At 68.2% G+C, this 22124-nt stretch carries 17 protein-coding genes; 9 read left to right on the top strand and 8 right to left on the bottom strand.

Features of this window, described 5'->3' with window-relative positions; genetic code table 11:
* Positions 1-5: 5 nt before the first annotated feature.
* The 6 genes from ACQPYH_RS23340 to ACQPYH_RS23315 all read right to left on the bottom strand — a co-directional run bounded on the left by ACQPYH_RS23340 (position 6) and on the right by ACQPYH_RS23315 (position 11272).
* Positions 6-2360 carry an arylsulfatase gene (locus ACQPYH_RS23340; RefSeq protein ID WP_432875051.1) on the bottom strand — a complete coding sequence of 785 codons (2355 nt, stop codon included), beginning with the start codon at positions 2358-2360 and terminating at the stop codon, positions 6-8.
* Positions 2361-2438: 78 nt separating this feature from the next.
* Positions 2439-4211: a SulP family inorganic anion transporter gene (locus ACQPYH_RS23335; RefSeq protein WP_432875048.1), complete on the bottom strand. Its 1773-nt coding sequence runs from the start codon at positions 4209-4211 to the stop codon at positions 2439-2441.
* A 22-nt stretch (positions 4212-4233) separates the two neighbouring features.
* Positions 4234-5166, bottom strand: a complete 933-nt coding sequence (locus ACQPYH_RS23330; protein ID WP_432875045.1) for a polyphosphate kinase 2 family protein — start codon at positions 5164-5166, stop codon at positions 4234-4236.
* 99 nt (positions 5167-5265) lie between these two features.
* Positions 5266-8052 carry a cation-translocating P-type ATPase gene (locus tag ACQPYH_RS23325; RefSeq protein ID WP_432875043.1) on the bottom strand — a complete coding sequence of 929 codons (2787 nt, stop codon included), beginning with the start codon at positions 8050-8052 and terminating at the stop codon, positions 5266-5268.
* A 25-nt stretch (positions 8053-8077) separates the two neighbouring features.
* Complete coding sequence (locus tag ACQPYH_RS23320; RefSeq protein WP_432875040.1) at positions 8078-9763, bottom strand: SulP family inorganic anion transporter; 1686 nt, start codon at positions 9761-9763, stop codon at positions 8078-8080.
* Between the two features lie 15 nt (positions 9764-9778).
* A complete protein-coding gene (locus ACQPYH_RS23315) occupies positions 9779-11272 on the bottom strand; it encodes a DUF2252 domain-containing protein (RefSeq protein ID WP_432875038.1) in 1494 nt (497 codons plus the stop codon).
* A 220-nt stretch (positions 11273-11492) separates the two neighbouring features.
* Here ACQPYH_RS23315 and ACQPYH_RS23310 point away from each other — a divergent pair, with 220 nt between their 5' ends.
* Genes ACQPYH_RS23310 through ACQPYH_RS23300 form a run of 3 tightly spaced genes read left to right on the top strand, consistent with a single transcriptional unit; the run spans position 11493 to position 13842 of the window.
* Positions 11493-12785: a diacylglycerol/lipid kinase family protein gene (locus ACQPYH_RS23310; RefSeq protein WP_432875035.1), complete on the top strand. Its 1293-nt coding sequence runs from the start codon at positions 11493-11495 to the stop codon at positions 12783-12785.
* On the top strand, positions 12782-13426 hold the full coding sequence (locus ACQPYH_RS23305) for a phosphatase PAP2 family protein (RefSeq protein WP_432875033.1): 645 nt from the start codon (positions 12782-12784) through the stop codon (positions 13424-13426). Before ACQPYH_RS23310 ends, ACQPYH_RS23305 begins: the two co-directional genes overlap by 4 nt.
* A complete protein-coding gene (locus tag ACQPYH_RS23300; RefSeq protein WP_432875030.1) occupies positions 13423-13842 on the top strand; it encodes a DUF7144 family membrane protein in 420 nt (139 codons plus the stop codon). Before ACQPYH_RS23305 ends, ACQPYH_RS23300 begins: the two co-directional genes overlap by 4 nt.
* A 2-nt stretch (positions 13843-13844) precedes the next feature.
* On the opposite strand, the gene ACQPYH_RS23295 is transcribed toward ACQPYH_RS23300, so the two are convergent.
* Both ACQPYH_RS23295 and ACQPYH_RS23290 read right to left on the bottom strand, forming a co-directional pair.
* The gene (locus ACQPYH_RS23295) at positions 13845-14459 is read right to left on the bottom strand and encodes a hypothetical protein (RefSeq protein WP_432875027.1); all 615 of its coding nucleotides are present in this window, start codon (positions 14457-14459) and stop codon (positions 13845-13847) included.
* Between the two features lie 10 nt (positions 14460-14469).
* Positions 14470-15630 carry an AI-2E family transporter gene (locus ACQPYH_RS23290; RefSeq protein ID WP_432875024.1) on the bottom strand — a complete coding sequence of 387 codons (1161 nt, stop codon included), beginning with the start codon at positions 15628-15630 and terminating at the stop codon, positions 14470-14472.
* Between the two features lie 222 nt (positions 15631-15852).
* Between ACQPYH_RS23290 and ACQPYH_RS23285 the strand changes: the two genes are divergently transcribed.
* The 6 genes from ACQPYH_RS23285 to ACQPYH_RS23260 all read left to right on the top strand — a co-directional run bounded on the left by ACQPYH_RS23285 (position 15853) and on the right by ACQPYH_RS23260 (position 22120).
* Positions 15853-16263 carry a DUF7144 family membrane protein gene (locus ACQPYH_RS23285; protein ID WP_432875021.1) on the top strand — a complete coding sequence of 137 codons (411 nt, stop codon included), beginning with the start codon at positions 15853-15855 and terminating at the stop codon, positions 16261-16263.
* Between the two features lie 13 nt (positions 16264-16276).
* Entirely contained in the window at positions 16277-18325 is a 2049-nt protein-coding gene (locus tag ACQPYH_RS23280) for an alkaline phosphatase family protein (RefSeq protein WP_432875019.1), read from the top strand.
* Positions 18326-18327: 2 nt separating this feature from the next.
* Complete coding sequence (locus ACQPYH_RS23275; protein WP_432875016.1) at positions 18328-19923, top strand: phospholipase D family protein; 1596 nt, start codon at positions 18328-18330, stop codon at positions 19921-19923.
* Position 19924: 1 nt separating this feature from the next.
* Complete coding sequence (locus tag ACQPYH_RS23270) at positions 19925-21013, top strand: hypothetical protein (RefSeq protein ID WP_432875014.1); 1089 nt, start codon at positions 19925-19927, stop codon at positions 21011-21013.
* 61 nt (positions 21014-21074) lie between these two features.
* The gene (locus tag ACQPYH_RS23265; protein ID WP_432875011.1) at positions 21075-21641 is read left to right on the top strand and encodes a hypothetical protein; all 567 of its coding nucleotides are present in this window, start codon (positions 21075-21077) and stop codon (positions 21639-21641) included.
* Positions 21638-22120 carry an RDD family protein gene (locus ACQPYH_RS23260; RefSeq protein ID WP_432875008.1) on the top strand — a complete coding sequence of 161 codons (483 nt, stop codon included), beginning with the start codon at positions 21638-21640 and terminating at the stop codon, positions 22118-22120. Before ACQPYH_RS23265 ends, ACQPYH_RS23260 begins: the two co-directional genes overlap by 4 nt.
* The last annotated feature ends 4 nt before the right edge of the window (positions 22121-22124 follow it).

Raw genomic sequence — 22124 nt, 5'->3', positions numbered from 1 at the left:
GTCTCCTACTCTCGCATCAGCATCAGGGCGGCTTCGCGTTCGAGATCCAGGTACGGCTCGCCGCTGACGTCGACGGCCACCCGGTTGATCGTGCCGCCGGTGAAGTGGTGCGGCGGCTCGCCCGGGTAGTCGTCGGTGATCGGCTCGCCGTTGTGCCTGCCGACGTACAGACCCGCGCCGGCGATGGCGAAGGCTCCGAGCTGGGTCTTGATGCTGCCTTCGCCGACCTTCTCGTCCCCGTGGTAGAGCGAGAGGGTGCCGGTCGCGCCGTCGCGCTCCATCCCTTGTTTCTCGAACGCGGCCGACAGGACCAGGTTCGTGCCGGTGGGAATGTCCTTCGTTCCGACGACCTGCTGCTCGATCGCGCCGACGAAGCTGTTCACGTAGTGCAGCCGGTTGTTCTTCACGTACAGCGCATGGCCGCCGAACCTAGCACCCATCGCGAACAGCACACCTTCGGCCCCCGGGGCGGGAATGTCGACCAGCGCGCCGATCGCGAACGACCGGTTCCGGGTGTTGACCGCCTGCCACTCCGAGACCGGGGCGGTGTCCGGGTAGTACACGTACCGGTTCTTGGCCGCCGTGAGCTGGGGCCGCGGAGTGCCGAGGATCTCCACCGCGGAGCGGTCATCGAGCGGGAAGGCCTTGTTCGAGCCGGCCTCGGCGTACCAGCCGTTCACCAGTTGGCGCAGCTTGTCCGGTTGCTCCGCCGCGAGGTTCTTGGTCTCCGAGCGGTCGGTCTCGACGTGGTAGAGCTCCCACTCGTCGGCGTTGAAGTCGCCCCAACCGGCGATGGTCGGGTGGGTGGTGACCGCCTTCCAGCCCTCGTGGTAGATCGCGCGGGATCCCAGCATCGAGTAGAACTGCGTCCGCCGTCCGGAGTCGGCGCTCGCGTCGTCCATGCTGGCCCGCATGCTCATTCCGTCGAGGTCGGACTGGGTGTGTCCCTTGATCGTCTCGGGGGATTCGATGCCCAGGACATCGAGGATCGTGGGGACGATGTCGATCGCGTGGTGGTACTGGTGGCGGAGCTCGCCATGCGCCGGAGCACCCGCCGGCCACGAGATGATGCAGGGGTCCGCGGTGCCACCGGTGAACTCGTAGCGCTTCCACATCTTGAACGGCGTGTTGAAGGCCATCGCCCAGCCGTTCGCGTAGTGGTTGTACGTCCTCGTGCCGCCCAGGTCGTCGAGCTTGGCCAGGTTCTCCGCCAGGTCGTCGTCGATACCGTTGGCGAACTTCATCTCGTTGACCGAGCCGTTCGGGCCGCCTTCGCCGCTCGCACCGTTGTCGGACACGACCACGACCATGGTGTTCTCGAGCTGATCGGTCTGCTCGAGGTACCCGAGCAACCGGCCGATGTGGTGGTCCGCGTGGGCGAGGAATCCGGCGTACACCTCGGCCATCCGGGCGAACAGGCGTCGCTCGTCGGCGTTCAGCGACGCCCACGGACGGGTGTAGTCCAGGATCGGGAACGGTTGGTGGTTCGGGCCGCTGCGCGATTCGGGGGTGCCGATCGGGTTCACCGGAGGCAGTTCGGTGTTGTCCGGCACCAGACCGAGCTTCTTCTGGCGGGCCAGGGTCTCCTCCCGCATCGCCTCGTACCCCTGGTCGAAGTGGCCGGCGAACTTGTCGATCCACTCCTTCGGCGCGTGGTGAGGTGCGTGGCAGGCGCCGGGTGCGTAATACAGGAAGAACGGCTTGTCCGGAGCGATCGCCTTGGCGTCCTTGATGAACTCGATCGCCTTGTCGGTGATGTCGTCGGTGAGGTGGTAGCCCTGCTCGGGCGAGCGCGGCTGCGCGACCGGGTGGTTGTCGTAGACCAGGTCGGGATACCACTGGTTCGTCTCGGCGCCCAGGAAGCCGTACCACCGTTCGAAGCCACGGCCGGTCGGCCAGTTGCGCCGGGTCGCGGCGAGGTTCATCTCGTCGGTCGGGCACAGGTGCCACTTGCCCACCATGTAGGTGTTCCAGCCGCGCTCTCCGAGGATCTCCGACAGCATCCCGTTCTCCGGCGGGATCGTGCCGCTCGCGTTCGGGAATCCGATCGCCGCCTCCGTGATGCACGCCATGCTGTTGCGCGTGTGGTTGCGGCCGGTCAGCAGACACGACCGGGTCGGTGAGCACAGCGCCGTCGTGTGCCACTGGGTGAAGCGCACCCCGCGAGCAGCGATCGCGTCGATGTTGGGGGTCTCGATCGGCCCGCCGTAGCAGCTCATGGCCGAGTAGCCGACGTCGTCCAGGACGATGTAGACGACATTCGGCGCGCCGTCCGGCGCCCTCGGCGGCTCGAACGGCGTCCAGTCCGGCTCGGAGTCGCGAATATCGACGTTGATCAATCCTTGGAACTGCTCAGGCATGACGTCCTCCATCCTCGATGTCAGCCCAGGTTCGAACGTGCGCGACCCCGGGTCGTCACCCTCGAAGGATGATCCGGCTCACCGCCGCGAACCCTCGTCGTCGGTCTTCGGCTGCGGACTGCGCCAGCTCGCGCCCGTCTGCCGGACGTACTCCGCGACCGCCGCGTCGAGTGTCGGGAGGAAGTGCGCCGGGTTGATCGTGCGGGTGAGCTCGTACCGCTCGATCTTCGAGCGGACCGGGTCCTTCATCTCCGCGAACACCAGGGAGACATCGCGCGCGTTGAGCCAGGCGTCCAGCTCCTGCAGCATGTCGGAGGCCGTGGTGTCGACGTCGGTGATCGGCTCGGCGGCCACGATGATCCACCGGACCTCGGGGTCGTCCGAGGCGATCTCCCGCACCTTCTCACCGAACATCCGGGCGTTCGCGAAGATCAGGGGTGCGTCGAAACGGTAGACGACCAGACCGCGGAGAAGCTCGGCGTCCGGATAGCTCTTGGTGTCGTGCAGGCCGGCGACTCCTTCCACCCGGCCGAGCTCGGCCTGGTGCGGCCACCAGGCGCGGCGGAAGACGTTCAGGATGGACAGGCCGACGGCGATGAGAATGCCGGGCAGGACACCCAGGAGGGCGACGCCGAGCAGCGCGATGACGGACAGCCCGAACTCGGTCCGCCGCTGATGCCACAGCCGGCGCGTCCCGGCGATATCGGCCAGTGACAACGCCGCGGCGATGACGATCGCGCCCAGGGTCGGCTGCGGCACGTACTGCATCAGGGAGGTGGCGACGACCAGGACCACGGTGATCGTCGCGGCGCCGACGATGCCGGTCACCTGGGACCGGGAACCGGCCTGCTCGGCGACGGCCGTGCGGGACCCGCTGGTGCTGACCGGGAAGCCCTGGAAGAACCCGGCCGCGATGTTGGCGGCGCCGATGCCGACCATCTCCTGGTTCCCGCGCACCCGGTCGCCCCTGCGAGCGGCGAACGCCGAAGCTGTCGACATCGTGTCGGCCAGCGCGACGACGGCGATGGCCAGCGCCCCGACGAACAGCGGCGGCAGATCGCTCCAGCCGACCCCCGGGACAGTGAACGGCGGGAAACCCTGGGGGAGCTTGCCGACCGTGTCGACGTCGTGGGACTGCAGGTCGAACGCGCTGACCACGACGGAGGCGAGCACCACGATGATCAGGACGCTCGGCAGCTTGCGCAGGAATCGATTCAGCAGCAGGATGCCGGCGAGCGAACCGACCCCGAGGATCGCGGCCGTCGCGTTGGCGGCTCCGTCCGCGAGCCCCGAGAAGAAGGCGCCGGCCTCGGCCAGCAGCCCGTCGGCGTCGACCGAGAACCCGAACAGCTTGGCCAACTGACCGATCACGATGGTCAGCGCGAGCCCGTTCATGTAGCCGATCTGGGTCGGTTTCGACAGCAGGTCCGCGACGAACCCGAACCGGGCCAGCCCGGCGACCGTCATCACCACACCGACCATCACCGCCAGCATCGACGCGAGCGCGACGGCCCGAGCGGGATCGCCGTTGGCCAGCAGGAGCGGCGCTATCGTCGCCGCGATCATCGGGCCCAGCGACGAGTCGGGACCGAGTACCAGCACTCTGGACGGGCCGAAGACCGCGTAGCCGAGCAGGCACAGGATCGAGGTGTAGAGCCCGGTCACCGGCGGCAGGCCGGCAAGCTCGGCGTACGCCATCCCCTGCGGCACCAGCAGCGCGGACAGGACCAGGCCGGCGACGACGTCCTTGGCCAGCCACGCCCGCTGGTACGACCTGGCCACGCCCGCACCAGGCACGTACTCCTGCCACCAAGCCGAATGGATCGCCGGATGGTCGCTGTCGTGAGCCACCGTCGTCGTACCTCTCCTCGGTCTACTCTTCTTCCTCGAACGGATCGGCCGCCACGCCCTCCCCGGCCTGTGCCTCGAGGTCGAGCTTGATCTCCTGCAGCGCGGCCCGCGCCCGCTTGCCGACCTTGGGGTAGCGAGGATCGATCTCGATCAATGTGTTCGCGATCACGGCGCCCGCGGCGATGCGCGCGTACCACTTGCGATCGGCGGGAATCACGTACCACGGCGCCCACGCGGTGCTGGTCCTGGACAGCATCTTCGAGAACGCGCGCTGGTAGTCGTCCCAGTACTCGCGTTCGCGGATGTCGGCCGCGGAGAACTTCCAGTTGTGGTCGCGCAGGTCGATCCGGCGCAGGAAGCGGGTCCGCTGCTCCTCGTTGGACAGGTTCAGGAAGAGCTTCACGATCTTGATGCCGTTGTCGGTGAGGGTTCGCTCCCACTCGTTGATCTCGCGGAAGCGCCGTTTCCACAGTCCCTGGTGGGAGCCGCTCGGGAGCTTCTGCCGGTCGAGGAGTTCGGGGTGCACGCGGACGACGAGGACCTCCTCGTAGTGCGATCGGTTGAAGATGCCGATCTGACCGCGTTCCGGTAGGCGCAGCCCGTAGCGCCACAGATAGTCGTGATCCAGCTCCTCGTTGGAGGGGACCTTGAAGCTGCTCACGGCCACACCCTGCGGATTCACTCCGGTCATGACATGGCGGATGGTGCCGTCCTTCCCGCCGGCGTCGAGCGCCTGCAGCACCACCAGCACACCGTGGGTGTGCTGCGCGTACAGCCGGGACTGGTATTCGGCCAGCAGCTCGATGCCCTGGTTCAGCAGCTTGCGGCCGCGCTTCTTGGAATGGATCGTGCCCCTGAAGTCCGGCTCGAAGTCCTTGGCCAGGTTGACCTTCGAGCCCGGTTCGACCCGGAACGGCTCGATGAAGTCGGCGATCCGCTGCTCGCGAGATGTCATGCGTTGTCTCCTGCCTTCGCCGTCACCGGCCGACACCAGTCGACCGCCCCACAGAGCGTTGTGCATCACCCCGAGCGGACGAGCCGGAATGCCCGGGACCTAGGCTCCAGGCGCGCTCCGGGCACGGGCCGGCGCGACGGCGTGCTCCGGCCCGAGCGCCGTACGCTGCTGCTGCCCGCGCCTCCTGACCACCTTGCCCAGCTCGACGACGATCGGGAGGATCGCGGCCAGGCCGATGCAGGTGAGCCACTGTCGCGGAGAGAGCGAGACGGTGAGCAGCCCGCTCTGGATCGTCGGCAGCTGGGTCGCCAGGAACAGCAGGACGACGGGGATCAGGCCGATCGCCAGGGCCTTCACGATCGGTGGTGTCAGACCGCTGGTCGGGTCGCGACGGTTGACCACGGCGTTGAACGTGGTCCCCAGCCCCATCACTACGAAGGTCATCGTCATCGACACGGTGCCGTGCGTCGTACTCAGCTCGTCCGGCCCCGCGACCAGCGGCAGCAAGGTGGCGACGAACAGCACCAAGGCATAGCAGATCCACATGATCACGGCGCTCCGGTTCGTGATCGGTACGCCGGCGTCGCGCGGTGGACGATGCATGACGTCGGGATCGCCGGGGTCGACAGCGATGATCACGACACCGACGGCGGTGGCGAAGAACAACAGGAACAGCACCATCGGCGGGGTCATCGCCACCCCGTCATTGATGTCGAACACGGTGGCGGCGAGGAAGAGGAAGACCAGCGACAGCAGTTGCGTCATCTGGTAGCGCACGTACGAGACGACCTTGTCGTAGACGCGCCGCCCGATCTCCACAGCGTGGACGAGGGTGCCGAAGTTGTCGTCGGTGAGCACCATCCGTCCGGCCTGCTTGGTGACCTCGCTGCCGCTTCCCATCGCCACCCCGATGTCGGCCTGCTTGAGGGCAGCCGCATCGTTGACGGCGTCGCCGGTCATCGCGACGATCATGCCCTCCTCCTGCATGACCCGGGCGAGCCGCAGCTTGTCCTGGGGAGTGACCCTTCCGAACACATGCAGTGCGGGCAGCTGATGCTTCAGCTGCTCGTCGGAGAGCGCCACCAGTTCCGTGCCGCTGATCGCTCCGGGCCCGAGGCCCAGCTCCGCGCCGATCGCCTGAGCCGTGACCGCATGGTCACCGGTGATCATGCGTACGTCGATGCCGGCGGCAAGCGCCGTACCGACCGCGCTCTTGGCCTCCGCGCGCAGCGGGTCGATGATGCCCGCCAGCCCGACGAACGACAGCCCTTGCGTCAAGGACATCGGATCGTCGGTCATCGTGGTCAGCTCGTGGTCGGCGACCAGCCGGGCCGCGAACGCGAGGATGCGCAGACCCTTGCGGCCCATCCGTTCGTTGGCCGCGGCGATATCGTCCTGCGACTCCGCGATCGGGACCTGCGAGCCGCTGAGTGGTCCACCCGCCTGGCTGCATCGCGCGAGGACGACGTCCGGTGCGCCCTTGATCAGCTCGATGACCTGCTCGGCACCGTCGACGGTCACCCGGTGGAACGTCGCCATGAACTTGTACTCGGAATCGAACGGGACCTCCGACAGCCGCGGGTATCTGCGCCGTGTCTCCTCCGCGTCGATACCGATCTTCGCCGCCAGCACCACCAGCGCCGCCTCGGTCGGGTCGCCGATCACCGAGCCGTCGTAGCCGACGACCGCGTCGCTGTCGAGGGCCAGCCCGAGGCCGAGCCGGGTGAAGTCGGGCACCGGGCCGCCGGCCACCGAACGGATCGCGCCGCTGGTGCGGTATCCCTCTCCGTCAACGGTGAACCACGTCCCGTTCGCGTACAGCGTCGAGACCATCATCTGGTTCAGCGTGAGCGTCCCGGTCTTGTCGGTGTTGATCACGCTGGTGGCACCGAGAGTCTCGACGTCGGTGAGGTTCTTCACCACGGCCTTCGACTCGGCCAGCTGCTTCGCACCGAGCGAGAGGAGGCCCGAGACGAACGCCGGCATGCCGGTCGGTATCGCCGAGATGGCCATGGCGGTGCCGAGCAGCAGCAGGTCCTTGGCCGGCGTTCCACGGATCAGGCCGACCACGACGATCACCGCAACCGAGCCCCAGGCAACGAGTCCGAGGACCTTCGTCAGCGAGTCCAGCTCCCGCTGGAGCGGTGACCGGGTGCGCGTCACCGAGGTCAGCATCGTCGCGATCTTGCCCATCTGCGTCTGCATTCCGGTCGCGGTGACCACGATCGTGCCGGTGCCCCGGGTCACGGAAGTGCTCTGGAACAACATGTTGGTCTGGTCGCCCAGGCCGACGTCGGAGGAGGCCAGCGCGCTGGTGCCCTTGGCAATCGGCGCGCTCTCTCCGGTGAGCGCGGCCTCCTGCGCCTCGAGCGTCGCGGACCGGACGATGCGACCGTCGGCGGGCACGATGTCGCCCGCCTCGACCTGGACGATGTCGCCCGGGACCACCTGCGTGGCCGCGATCATCGCCACCTCGCCGTCGCGGACCACCCGCGCCTGCGGTACCTGCAGGTTGGACAGGGCATCGACACTCGCCCGTGCCGTCAGCTCCTGACGGGTGCCCAGTCCTACGTTCAGCAGGATGAGCAGGGCAACGATGATGCCGGTCGAGAGTTCCCCGATCAGCAGGCTGACGACCACGACGGCGACCAGCATGAGGTTCATCGGGTCGCGCAGCTGCTGGGCGGCGACGGTCCAGAGCGACGGCGGCTTCTCCGCGGCGATCTCGTTCGGACCGTACGACGAGAGCCGGCTGGTCGCCTCGGCTCCCGCAAGCCCCGCCTCGGCATCGGAGCCGGCCGCGGCAACCACCGCCTCGGCCGTTAGCGTGTACGGCGCAGCCTCGACGCCGGTCGCCGAAGACGCTGCCATGCCGGTCTCGCTCATAAGTCTGTTCTCCTGTCCAGGACCATCACGGCGTACTCGCAGCTGGGTCAGCCCGGTAGGCGCGGAAGGCCTCCGCAAGGGTCGGGAAGATGTTGTCCTCTCCGATCGCGTCGAGCGTCTGGTATGAACGGAGCGTCGCGAGCAGTTGGGTATCGGGCCGGACGAGCACGAAGCGGGCGCTGTGCGCCTGGCAGTACTTGACGAGGTTGGCCAGGGTCGCGCCGGCCGAATAGTCGATGTCATCGATCGCGCCGCAGTCCAGCACAACCCAGCGGACGGGGTCAGGCGCGCCGGAGATCACTGCCTCGAGGTCGTCGGCGAAGCGGTTGGCATTGGCGTAGAAGAGTTCCGCGTCGTACCGGAACACGACGAGGCCGGGCAGGCTCTGCGCCCCTGGCACCGCCGGCTGATAGGTCGGTTCGCCGGCCCGGTCCTGACCGATCACGTAGTCGCCCGGCGTGTACTGCCGCCGGACGAGGTCGAGCAGCGAGAGCAGGACGGCGAGGATGATTCCCTGCTCGACGCCCACGGCGAAGACCGTGACCGTCGTGATGAGGGCCACCACGAACTCGTTCCTGCGTCGCATCCATAGCAGCCGGAGACCGGGCAGGTCGATCAGGCTGACGCCGATGAGGAAGACGATCCCGGCGAGCACTGCCTTGGGCATGTCCGCCAGGAGCCCGGTGAAGAACAGCGTGAACACCAGCGCGACCGCCGCCATCGTCAGGTTGGCGAGCTGGGTGCGCCCTTTCTGCTCGTCGAGGATCTGCGTCTTGGTCGGGCTGCCGTTGACCACGAATGTGCCGCTGAGGCCGGCGGCGAGGCTGGCCCCGCTGAGCCCCACGATGTCCCGGTTGATGTCGACCGCATCTCCGTGCTTGAACGCGAAACTGCGAGAGGTGGCAGCGCTCTGGGCGATGATCAGCACGGCGCAGGACACGGCGGTCGGCAGCACCTTGGTGACGTCCGACCACGAGATTCCCGACGGCAGGCCGAGCGGTGGGAAGCCGCCTTTGACGGCGCCCACCACGGCCACGCCGTGCGTGTGCGCGTCGGTCAGGGCAGAGATGGCAGTCAGCAGGATGACGGCGACAATGGCACCCGGTACGACCGGGATGAAGCGCTTGAAGAGCTGGATGATCACGATCGTGCTCAGGCCGAACGCGAGTGTGCCGAGCTCGACCGAGGACAGTGAGGTGATCCAGTGCCACTGCTGTTCGAACCAGCCGCCTTTGCCCTTCGGGATGCCGAGTATGTCGGGGATCTGCCCTGACAGCACCTGGATGCCGACACCGGTGAGGAACCCGATCAGTACGGACGCGCTGAGGAAATCCCCGACAAAGCCCAGTCGCAGCAGCCGCGCCACGATCAGCAGCACCCCGCAGACGAGCGCCGTCAGGCTCGTGAAGGCAAGCCAGTCGGACGATCCTGGGGTGACCCCGGCGATGCCGAGACCGGTCAGGCCCGCGGCGAGCACCGCGGCGGTGGCCGAGTCCGCGCCGACGACGAGCAGCCGCGAGGAGCCGAGCAGGGCGAAGACGAGGGTGGGGAAGATGATGGTGTACAGCCCGGTGACGATCGGCGTACCGGCGATGGACGTGTAGCCCATCACCTCGGGGATCGCCACTGCGGCCAGCGTCAGACCGGCGATGATGTCGCGGGTCAGCCAGGCCGAGTGGTAGCCCCGCAACGACTCGGGCACCAGCTTCATGGTGTCCCCCCCGGGTCATACCTGCTGGATGGCTTCGATCCGGTGCGTGCTGATCGCATTGGTGAAGTCTGCGAAGTCCTGCTCGTTCTGGGCGGCGTACCGCTCGGAGAAGTCGGTGATCGACTGGTCGAAGGCATCGTCGTCGCCGAGATACGCAGAGATGGACACCGCGTCACCCGATCGTGCGTGCGCACGGGCCAGGGTCCATCCGCAGGTGCGGGCGTAGAAGGCCAGCGTCGCGGGCGCCATCAGCTCCACGAGCGCAGAGCCCTTCATGTCGCGCAGTTGGCGCCAGTAGTAGTAGCGATCGGCCTGCACCCCTTTGGACCAGCCGAGGAAGATGTCGCTGCTGGCCTGCATCAAGCGCTGGCCCTGGACCACTCGCTCGCCCGGTTGCCTGTACGCACTCTTGCGCAAGGGTCCTTCGAGCACCGACCTGGTGGCTTCCTTGACCTGGAGGAACAGCGGATCGCCGCGGTCACGACCCTGCAGCAGGACGACGAACGCCCGGGTTCCGACACTGCCGACGCCGACGACCTTCCGGGCCCAGTCGATGATCTCGAAGCGCTCGAGCAGTTGCCGGACGTCGGGCCGAAGGGTGGAACGGTAATCCCGGAACAGTTCGAAGACGACGTCCTCGAGCTCTCCGGGCTTGATGCCGTACGCCGTGTGCAGGTCACGCGCGGGGACGATCACCGGCGGGGCGCTGGCGATGCGGTAGCGGCCGTCGACCTCTTCGCCGAGCTTGGACAGCGCCTGGTCACTGTTGCGGGAGTGGGCCTTCTGCGCGTTCTTCTCGAACCGCTTCGTCGCTTCCTTCCGCTGCTTGCCGGTCATGCTGGTCGTGCCGTCCGTGTCGCCGCTGTGCTTGCCCTTGCCCTTGGCCTCGCCCTTGTGCTTGCCCTTGCCGTCGGCGAGGAAGGCGGTGACCGACTGTTTGATCTGGTCCTCGGCGGTGTGGGCGTACCACACGTCGAGGGTTCCCATCGAGGCGAACTCGGCCATCGTCTCCCGGTAGGACCTGACGGCGGCCTTCGTGATCGCACGGGCGTCCGACTTCGAGCACCCGTTGTTGGAGGCGGCCACCGTGAGACTCGCTGCCAGACGTTTGACGTCGTACTCGAAGGGGCCCGGGAGCGTCTCGTCGAAGTCGTTGATGTCGAACACCAGGTTGCGCTCCGGCGAGGCGAAGACGCCGAAGTTCGACAGGTGCGCGTCACCGCACAGCTGGACCTCGAGACCGGCGGTCGGCGTGTCCGCGAGGTCCGCGGCCATGATCTTGGCAGCACCGCGGTAGAACGTGAACGGTGATGCCATCATCCGGCCGTGCCGCACCGGGAGCAGGTCCGCGTCACGCCGCAGGTTCTGCTCTTCGATGAGCGCCACCGGGTCCGGCCGGTCGGGGGCGGGAGTCCACCCGGTGTGACTGTCCGGATTGGCTCGCGCGCGCGCCGCCAGACCGCGTGCGCTGCGCTCGTCCAGCGTCAGGTGTTCAACAGTCGTTGGCATGATCGGCCGCCCTTCTCGCCGTCGCCGGCCCCGGCTCGTCGGACGAGCCCGGTCCCCACCCTGCGATCCGCGTACTCCGCCGACGATTCAGCAGACCCAGGGGTCGCCGCATCATCCCGGGTGTGGGATGCCGCGCGCGTGGCGGCCGCACAGGATGGGCCTGGCGCCGGGACTCGGCGCCGAAGCGGACATTCCGAGGCGGGCCGATGGGGTGGATCTCGTGAGGCGCCGGATGGCGGCGGTTGTGGCGCTGGTGGTAGGGGCGGCGACGGCCGTGCTTGCCGTGGCGGTCGCCGTGAGTCAGTTTCCGCGGGGGCTCGGTGTGCTGGCCTGCGTCGTGATCGCTGCTGTCGCGGCGTGGTTCGGCGTGTTGCGAAGAGGGATCGCGCGCGTGCTGGGGTTGGCCGTGGCAGCGCTGGCGCTGGCCGGTGCGGTGATCTTCGTCGTTGTGGGCGGGAAGTTCGGTCTTGATCTGTTCGTCCTGGCGGGGCTCCTGGTCACTCTGGCGGCGACTCGAGCCAGCTTTGCCGCGCACGTGGATCTGCCGCGCGTGCCGCCCCCGGAGCATCCGGTGCTGTTCTTCAATCCACGGTCCGGTGGCGGAAAGGCAGCACGGTTCGCCATCGCCAAGGAGGCGCGCGACCGCGGCATCGAGCCGATCGAGCTCAAGGGCGGGGACGACCTCGAAACCCTGGTCCGTGGTGCAGTCGCCCGGGGCGCTGACGGACTGGCAATGGCCGGCGGGGACGGATCGCAGGCGATCGTCGCCGCGATCGCCGCCGAACTCTCGCTTCCCTACGCCTGCGTGCCCGCGGGCACGCGCAACCACTTCGCGCTCGACCTCGGGGTCGACCGTGACGACGTGGTCGGTGCCCTGGATGCCTTCGTCGACGGCGGCGAGCGGCTGGTCGACCTCGCCGAGGTCAACGGCCGGGTGTTCGTCAACAACGTGTCGCTCGGCCTGTACGCCGAAGCGGTGCAGCGCACCGGGTATCGCGCCGCCAAGATCCGGACCATCCTCGATACCGTGCCGGACGCACTCGGCGCCGGTGGCAGCGAACTGGACATGCGCTGGACCGGGCCGGCCGGTGACGGACACCGCGGCGGCGCGGCCCTCCTCGTCTCCAACAACCGGTACCGACTCGGTCGCGCGGTTGGTTCCGGCACCCGTCCGCGGATCGACGACGGCGTACTCGGCATCACCGTTATGGGGGCGCCCGCGGGTGGCGATCAAGGGCATCGTCAACGGCCTTGGCGCGAGTGGTCGGCTCCGTCGTTCGAGGTCGATGCCGATCGCCAACTGCCTGCCGGCGTCGACGGGGAGGCGCTCGTCCTCGACACACCGCTGCGCTTCCGGATCCGGCCCGGAGTTCTCCGGGTACGCATCGCACCCCAGCACCCCGGTACGTCGCCGTCGGCGCTTGCTCCCGAGGGCCTTCGGGACGGCTTGGCGGAGCTGGTGCGCATAGCCCTCGGCCGGGACGGTCACAGAGTGACGGAAGCCGCTGCGTGAACGAGTCGCCGCACCGCTTGGCCGGCTACGACCGCGCCGTCTACCGATCAGTGGCGCGGCTGTCGACGCCGGTCCTGGACGAGCCACTGCGGCGGGTGTCCGATTTCGCCAACTTCTCCAAGCTGTGGTTCCTGGTGGCCGGTGCCGTTGCCCTGTGCGGCGGCCCGCGCGGCCGGCGCGCGGCGTTGTCGGGGCTCACCGCGATCGGCGCGACGTCCCTCGTCGTGAACCAGCCGATCAAGAAGCTCGCGGGCGAACGCCTCCGGCCCGACCGGCCCGGCCTCGGCGTTCCGGTGCAGCGGTGGGTGCGCATGCCGTCCTCGGGCTCCTTTCCGTCCGGACACTCCGCGTCCGCAGCGGCCTTCGCCGTCGCCGTCGGAGGCGTGCTGCCCGGGCTCAGGCCGCCGCTGCGGGTGATGGCGTCGGTCGTCGCGTTCTCCCGGGTGTACACGGGTGTGCACTACCCGAGCGATGTCCTGGTCGGGGCGGCCGTAGGAGCGCTGTTCGGGCGGTTGGTCGAACAACTGGCGCTCCGCCGCTGGCCACCATCGCCATCTCCTCCTCGCCGGACGATGCGGTGTAGGGCACCGGGGGAGCATCGTCGTTCCAGAAGTCGGATGACCAGGAGGGCCGCACGATGACGTACAACGACCTGGACAACGCGGACTCACGCGATCATGTCCCGAGCGGGGCGGTGGGCGGCATCGCGTTCGCCGGGTTCACCCTGCTCATCATCGGCACGTTCTCCACGGTCGCCGGGCTGGCCGCGATCCTCGACGACGATTATCTGGTCGTCAGCCGGCGCTACGCGTTCGACCTCTCCACCGTCGGGTGGGGCTGGATCCATCTGGTGCTGGGAATCGGCGCCATCCTGGTCGCAGGCGGTGTCTTCACGAACAGGGCCTGGGCGGGCACAGTCGCCATCGTGATCGCGGGCCTGATCGCGTTGGACTACTTCTTCTTCATTCCCTACCAACCGGCGTGGTCGCTGGTGGTGATCGGGCTCAGTGTGTGGATCATCTGGTCGATCACACAGGCCCGGGGCAAAGATGTCTGACGTCAGGGTTTGTGCATACCTGTCACGTGCCGCCGCGGCCAGCGTGGGTGGCGGCTGAGGGCGCGGACGGAGAACTCGCCCAGCTGATAGTGCGGGTCGGGCGACGTGGCGAGCGACTCCGGCGAGCCGAAGGCGACATCCTCGATCGTGAGCCGGGATCCTCGACTCAGAGCATCGTGGTAGCCGACGAGCCGCCCGTTCACGCGAATGTACGTCTTGCCGCTGGTGTGCCAGTCGAATCCCAGTTCAGTGAAGCTCGAACTGGGGTTCGGCAGCTGGCCGATGTCGTGCCAGGCCCGGTGGACCCGGACGCGGACCAGAGCCTGGAACATGGTCAACGGTTCGAGACTCAGGACGAACTCGTCGCCGAGGCGAAGGATCCGCACCGACGAGGTGACGGCTCGACCAGGATGCCTGAACCGCACCCGGCAGCTGACCCCGATCACGTCGAGCAAGGGAGTTTCCAGAACATAGTGGAGACTGCGGCCCGGTGCGATCAGGATGATGCCTTCGGACGGGCTCAGCGCGAGCGAGCCCGGCGACAGGCTGCCGGGTAGGCCTTGAAACGATCGGACGTTGCGATCTTCGAACTCGTGCAGCAGAACTGAGCGCCACATGGCGACCTCCTCATCCGACCTGCTCGGCGGTGACATCGTCCGGGGGGAGCTCCGCAGGCGCTGCGGGCGGAGGCTGTTCCGGAAGTGGGCCGCCGGCGATCAGGCCGGCCAGCCAGTGGGTGGAGGGCGCGGCGTCGAGGAGGAGGGCCTTGACCAGCAGCGACAGTGGAATGGCCAGTACGGCGCCCAGTGGGCCGAGAAGCCAGGCCCAGAAGACCAGGGAGAGGAAGGTCAGGGTTGTGGAGAGCCCGACGGTGTCGCCGACGACCTTCGGCTGGATGATCGACTGGATGATGAAGTTGATGACGCTGTACAAGACGATCACCCATAACAAGGCTCCCCAGCCCTGGTCGAGAAGTGCCAGCAGCGCGGGCGGGATCACCCCGATGAAGAATCCGACGTTGGGTATGTAGTTGGTGATGAGGGCCAGCAGTCCCCACAGCCAGGGCAGCGGGATGTCCAGCAGATAGAGGACCGCGACGTCGAACGCTGCCACGATCACCCCGAACACGGTGGAGACGATCAGGTAGCGCGTCGTACCTCGCGTGAAGCCGGTCAGGGCGGCAACGACGTCCGGCTTGACCTGTGCCGCCTGCTTCAGGCGGGACGGGAAGTCCACCGCGTCGATGCCCATGAAGAACAGAACGGCGACGATGAAGGCCAGGACGGAGAAGATTCCGAGGATTCCGCTCAGCCAGCCTTGCAGGATGTCGAAGAACTTGCCGAGGTCGAACTTCTGCAGGACAGCGTCGAGTTGTTCCTTGCCCACGCCGAGGCCGGCCAGCCAGTCGCGGGCATCCGCGACCAACTCGGCGAACTTGTCCTCATACGTGGGCAGCAGGCGCGCCAGTTCGGCGATCGAGAAGGCCAGCATCGCCGCGACTCCGAGCAAGAAGGCGTTCACGACCACGAGTGCGATCAGCCCGGCCAGCCACCCCTTGACGCCTCGCCTCAGCAGCGACCGGCGCAGTGGACTCACCGCGATCGTGAGGACGAGCGCGAGGAAGACCGGGCCGACGATCTCCGCGAAGCTGCGAACCCCGGCGGCGGTGACGACCGCGCCCGCGGTGCCGAGGAGGACGACGACTCCGCGCGGCAGCGTCCCGGGGGGAGTCGGCGCGTCGGCTGCCGGCACCCTGCCGTCGGGGGAGTCCATGGAGCCTGCGGACATCGTCGCAACCTCCCTGGTCCGACCGGCCTGGGCCTCGAAGATCGCTCAGATCGACCCGGACCGGCATCCCCCACCTGGGATGATCCTTCGCGACTCCACGGGCCCGGGCCCGGATGTCGTCCGCCAAGGGTGACGCAACGACGGTCGGCGCGGTCCTACTGTCGACGCGCACTCGACATCCGTCGAGGACCGGGCAGGCCCGGGCAGGAGAGGTGGACACAGATGACCGACGACCGCGCTGTCGAGTCGCAGGCCGACTCGGGCTGGGCGATGAGCGGAGTCGCCTTCGCCGCCACGATGCTGCTGATGATCGGCGGCTTCCAGGTGATCACCGGCCTGGCCGCGATCCTGAACGACGAGTACTTCGTACGGGTCAGGGGTTACGCCTTCGACCTGGACATCACCGCCTGGGGATGGATCCACCTGATCCTCGGCCTGGCCCTCATCGCGACCGGGATCGGCTTGTTCTCCCGAGCAGTCTGGGCCGGAGTCATCGCGCTGTTCCTGGTGGTGCTGAGCGCGATCGACAACTTCTTCTTCATTCCCTACCAGCCGTTCTGGTCGCTGCTGCTGATCGCCCTCGACGTGTGGATCATCTGGGCGCTGACGCGTCCGCGCGCCCTCCGTAAATGACGGCCGGACCACCGTGTCCACGCCGCTGGTCCGCGCCGGCGATCTCGGCCGGATCGTTGCGACATATGTCAGCTCGGTCCTGGCCCTCGCCCTCGCGGGTGCCGTGCTGCCCGGCCTGCGATTCTCGTCGTTCCCGCAGCTGCTCGCCTCGGCGGCGGCGACGTTCCTGGTCGGTGCGCTGGTGCGCCCGTTGCTTGTGGCCGCGAGCGCCGCGATCGGATGGCTTGCGGTACTCCTCGTGGCGGTGCTCGGACAGGCCGTGATCCTCGCGGCGGCGCTCACACTGATCCCGGGGGTCGAGGCGGACTCGTTCTGGGTCGTGCTCGCCGCGGCGTGGATCGCGGCGGCCACGGCGACGATCGTGGCGTGGCTGTGCACCTCTGGTACGTCGGAAGCCTTCACCGCGGCCCTCGTCCGCCGGACCAGGCGGCGGCAGAAACCGGTCGACGATCCCGAGGCTCCCGGCGTCATCTTCGTACAGCTCGACGGCGTGCCCTTCCCGGTTATGCGCTGGAAACTTCTCGCCGCCACCCTGCCGACCATGGCGCGCTGGGTCCGCGACGACGGCTATCGGCTGGTCGAGTGGACCCCGGTGCTGCCGCCCACCACGCCCGCCAGTCAGCTGGGGATCCTGCACGGCCGCATCGACGGCGTACCCGCCTTTCGTTGGTACGACCGGGCCCTGGGGCGCGTGCTGGTCGCCAATCGGACCGCTGACGCGGCCGAGATCGAGCGCCGGGCCTCCGACGGCCGCGGTCTGTTGGCCGATGGCGGCGTGAGTATCTCCAACCTCTTCAGCGGCGACGCCGAGCGGTCGGTGCTGACCATGAGCAAGATCGAGCTCGCCCGCGGTTCGGCTGACACGCGTCGCCGCGCTGCCTGGTATCTGGCCCGGCCGGACGGTTTCGCCGGCAGCCTGTCCGGGGCGGTCGCGGAGATCGCGCGGGAGCGGTTCGAGTCGCGCCGGCAACGCCGCCTCGATGTTCGGCCGAGGGGAGAGCGCGGCTGGCTGTTCGCCGGCATGCGCGCGGTGACGAACGTCGTCCTGCGCGACCTCAACACCGCACTGGTGGCCGAGGAGATGATGCACGGCACGCGGGTCGTGTATGTCGACTATGTCGACTACGACGAGGTGGCCCATCACGCCGGCGCCTTGCGGCCGGAGTCGCTGGGCACACTGGATCGGCTCGATCGCGTGCTGGCGTGCCTGGAGGCCGTCGCCGCGGCAGCCCCGCGGCCGTACCGCCTCGTCATCCTGTCCGACCACGGTCAGTCCCAGGGAACGATCTTCGCCGATCGGCACGGGATCGACCTGGCTGCGGTCTGCTCGCAGCTGACCGCAGCACAGGTCGAAACCGTCGAGCAGTCGGTCGAGGGCTGGGGCCGCCTGAACGGCCTCCTGGCGGATCTGGCCGGCGGCGGCTCCGGCACCGAGCGCGTGGCTCATCGGGCGGCGCTGCGGGTGCAGCACCGCGCCGCACCGCCGGCCGTCACCACGAATTCGGAGCTGGTCGTCCTCGGGTCGGGCAACCTCGGCCTGGTGTACGCCGCCGAGGAGCGCCGGCTGACGATGGAGGACATCACCGATCGCTGGCCGGCTCTCATCCCGGGGCTTGTGGACCACGACGGAATCGGCTTCATCGCGGTGATGAGCACCGAGCACGGGCCGCTGGCACTCGGGCCGTCGGGCGTCCACCGGCTGTCCGACGCGAAGGTGACCGGCGTCGACCCGCTGGAGCCGTTCGGGCCGCATGCCTCGGCAGACCTGCTGCGAGCTGTATCGATGCCCGAGGCGCCTGACCTGTATGTGAACAGCTCTGTCGACAAGGACACCGGCGAGGTCTCCGCGTTCGAAGGTCTGGTCGGCTCTCACGGCGGACTCGGCGGCTGGCAGGGACGGGCGCTGCTCCTGGCTCCACCGGACCTGGTGATCCCCGACCGGCCGATCCGCGGCGCGGACGAGCTCCACCGCGTGCTCGTCGGGTATCTCGAGCAGCTCGGTCAGCGCAGCGGGCTCTCCCGCTCAGTGGTGGGCGGCCCGCCACTCGACCGAGGGATGTGACGATGATCGACGAGACTGCCGGGCAATGGTTCCTCCGGCCGGACGAGCGCGGCAACCCCGGAACGGACATCGACCGGGTGGGGGACGTGGACGGCTCCTGGGTCGACGGCAACCTGGTCCGGCCGCTGATCCACGGCGCAACCTACTTCCGTCGCTTGTACGAAGAACTGTGCGCGCTGCGGGCCGGTGACCGGGTCTATTTCACCGACTGGCGCGGTGACTCGGACGAGAAGTTGCTGCCCGAGGGTCCGACGATCGGAACCGTGCTGGCCGATCTGGCCCGATCGGGGATCGAGGTCAGGGGGCTGCTCTGGCGCTCGCACTCGGATCACCTGCGGTTCAACGCACGGGAGAACCAGCGGCTGGGGACGAAGCTCAACGAGGCCGGCGCCGAGGTGCTGCTCGACCAGCGGGTCCGGCGTCTGTCCTCGCACCACCAGAAGCTGTTCGTGATCCGGCACAAGGGCCGGCCGGACCTGGCTGTCGCGTACGTCGGCGGCATCGATCTGTCCCACCAGCGTCGAGACGACTGCGAGCATCTGGGGGATCCGCAACAGGCGCCGATGGATCGCAGGTACGGCGACCGTACGCCCTGGCACGACGCGGCGCTGGAGATCCGCGGACCGGTCGTCGGCGATCTGCTCCGCACCTTCATCGAGCGCTGGGACGACGGTCATCCGCTCGACCGGCGGACGCCGTACCGGATGATGGTGCAACGACTCGCCCGGATGCCGCGCCATCCGAAGTCGCTGCCGGAGCAGTTCCCCGATCCGCCGCCGGCCGGGCCGCACGCCGTACAGGTACTGCGAACGTATGCCCGTAAACGTCCCGGCTATCCGTTCGCGCCGCAGGGGGAGCGGAGCATCGCCCGGGCCTACGGCAAGGCGTTCGCCAAGGCCCGGAAATTGATCTACCTGGAGGACCAGTACCTGTGGTCGGAGCTGATCGCGGCAGGGATCCGCGATGCCCTCGAGCGGTCGCCCGGGCTCCGCGTGATCATCGTCGTGCCGCGGTACCCGGATGCCGACGGCCCCGTGAGCGGTCCTCCGGCACGCTTCGGTCAGCTGCGCGCTGTGCGGCTGCTGCGCGAGGCTGCGCCTTCCCGGGTCGCGATCTACAACCTGGAGAATGCCGCGGGGGCGCCGATCTACGTGCACGCGAAGATCTGCATCGTGGACGACGTGTGGTTCACCTGCGGCTCGGACAACTTCAACCGGCGCTCCTGGACCAGCGACAGCGAACTCACCTGCGCGGTGCTGGACGCGACTCCCGACGACCGGGATTTAGTTGCTGAGGGCACCCGTCGACTTGCCCGCGACCTGCGGCTCGAGGTGTGGTCGGAGCATCTCGGGTGGCCGCGGTCCAGTCTGGCGCAGCTCGACCTGTTGACGGGCTTCGAGCTGTGGCAGCGCACCGCCGCGGATCTGGAGTCCTGGTACGCCGGCGGCAAGAAGGGCCCTCGCCCGTCCGGAAGCATCCGTCCGCACGAGACGCAACACGTGACCCGCTTCCAGGCGCTCTGGGCCGAACCGCTCTACCGGCTGATCTACGATCCCGACGGCCGCCCCCGCCGGATGCGTCGGAGTGGGGAGTTCTGACATGAGTGTCGAGGTTGTGTTCTGGGGTGTGGTTCTCGCGCGCTTTGCGCTGCCGCTGCTGATCCCGATGTTCCCGCTGCCGGCGATCATCGCCTGTCTCCTGCTCGACGGCGTCGACCAGACGATCTTCCAGACCTTCGGATACGACCCGCCGAACTACCAGAGCTACGACAAGGCGATGGACGTCTTCTACCTTTCCATCGCCTATCTGGCCACGCTGCGGAACTGGACCAATCACGACGCGGTCCGGATCGGCCGCTTCCTGTTCTTCTTCCGGCAGGTCGGTGTCGTCGCGTTCGAGCTGAGTGGCGCCCGGGTGCTGCTCTTGTTGTTCCCGAACACGTTCGAGTACTTCTTCATCGCCTACGAAGGGGTGCGCACCCGGCGGAACCCGCTGCGCTACACGTTCCGGTTCTGGGTACTCGTCGCCGGTGCGATCTGGATCTTCGTCAAGCTGCCGCAGGAGTACTGGATCCACATCGCGCAGCTGGACCTCACCGACACGATCCGGGACGTTCCGTGGTTCCTCCCGGCGCTGGTCGTCGCCGTGCTCGTTCTGCTCGCGGTCGTGTACTTCGTCGTCCGCCCGCGGCTGAGTCCGGCCGACTGGAACTGGCGGTTCCGCGCCGATCCGCTGCCCGAGGGAATCGACGACGCCCGCCAGCGCGCCGCGTACCAAGCCGCGCACCGGAAGGTCCTCGATACGACAACGCTGGAGAAGACCTTCCTGATCGGCCTGATCAGCGTGATCTACGGCGAGGTGCTGCCAGGCGTCGAGTCGAACAACCTCGAACTGTTCCTCGGCATCGCGGTCTTCGTGGTGATCAACGCCGCGCTCGGCCTGTGGGCCGCGAAGCGCGGCTATTCGTGGAACTCGGTTCTGGTCTCGTTCGGGATCGTCTTCGCGACGAACGTCGTACTCGTGGTGCTGGCCGACGTGCTGCTGTCCCGGGGCCCGGGCCGGCTGCACCTGACCGACGCGCTGTTCTTCGTCCTCCTGTTCAGCGTGCTCACCACCCTCTACGATCGCTACCGCCCGATCGCCGACTATCGCGTCGCCGCCTCGGCCCCGACCGAAGCCGAGCACTGATCAGTTGGTTTACCCCACCACGGATGAGGTGGCGCCCGGCGTTGCGACGGAGCATGGTCGCGTGGGTACTTCAGAGCAGTCCGAGAACCCGCCTGATGCGCCACCGGCGACCCAGGACGTGATCGTCGTGCTCGACGCGGCTGTCGGAGCTGCCGCGCTGGCGGCGGCAGTCGCGCAGTCGGTCGGGCGCCGGGTCGGGGGAGTTCTCAGCCCGGTGGGACGGCGGGTCGGGGGAGTTCTCAACCCGGTCGCCGTCGTGATCATGCGTCCGCCCATGCTGGCGGAGCGGTACCAGATGGCCACCTGGCTGGAAGGTCTGGCCAAGCGGGGTGGCCAAGAACGTACGGAGCTGGGGCGCCAACTGTCCGTCGCGCTGGACCGGATGGTTCCCGCGGTGGCAGCGGAGGTGCTGGCCCGGATCGACATGGCCGGGCTGGCGGAGGGGGTCATCGCGGAGGTCGATCTCGCCGAGATGATCCGGCAGTCCACCGGATCTGTTGCGTCCGACACCGTCCGTGGCGTACGCCTGCAAGGCATCTCCGGCGATGAGGCGGTGGGCCGGGTGGTGGCCCGGCTGAGGCTGCGGCGCACCCGGGCCGAACCCGAGATGACGCCCCAGCAACCATGAGAACGGACGAGCCGGTGTCGATCGTCCCGCGAGAGGCGCAGCAGTACCAGGGACGACGAGCGGGGCTCGTGACCCGATCGGTCGCCGGTGTCATCGACGGGGTAGTCGTAGTGGTAGCGGTACTGGCCGGCTACGTAGGCGTCAACGGGCTGAGATTCCTCGTCCGTCCACGGACTTTCCAGTTCAGTGAAGCATCGCCGCTGCCGGGCGTGGCCACCGTACTGCTGGTTCTGGTCGGCTACTTCTTCGTCGCTTGGTCGATCACCGGACGGACCTACGGCTGCCACGTGATGGGGCTGAGAGTCGTCGGCCGTGGTGGTGAACGGACAGGTCCCCTTGTCGCGCTGCTGCGGGCCCTGTTCTGTGTGTTGTTCCCGCTCGGACTGCTGTTGTGTGCCGGCGGACGCCTGCACTCTGTGCAGGACGTCGTCCTGGGTACCTCGGTCATCTACGACTGGCGACCCGGACCGCCACGATGAGGAG

The organism is Kribbella sp. CA-245084 (assembly GCF_050942355.1).
Classification (GTDB): Bacteria; Actinomycetota; Actinomycetes; order Propionibacteriales; family Kribbellaceae; genus Kribbella.
Note: the sequence above shows the minus strand (reverse complement) of the source record. Positions and strands in the feature narration are given on the sequence as shown.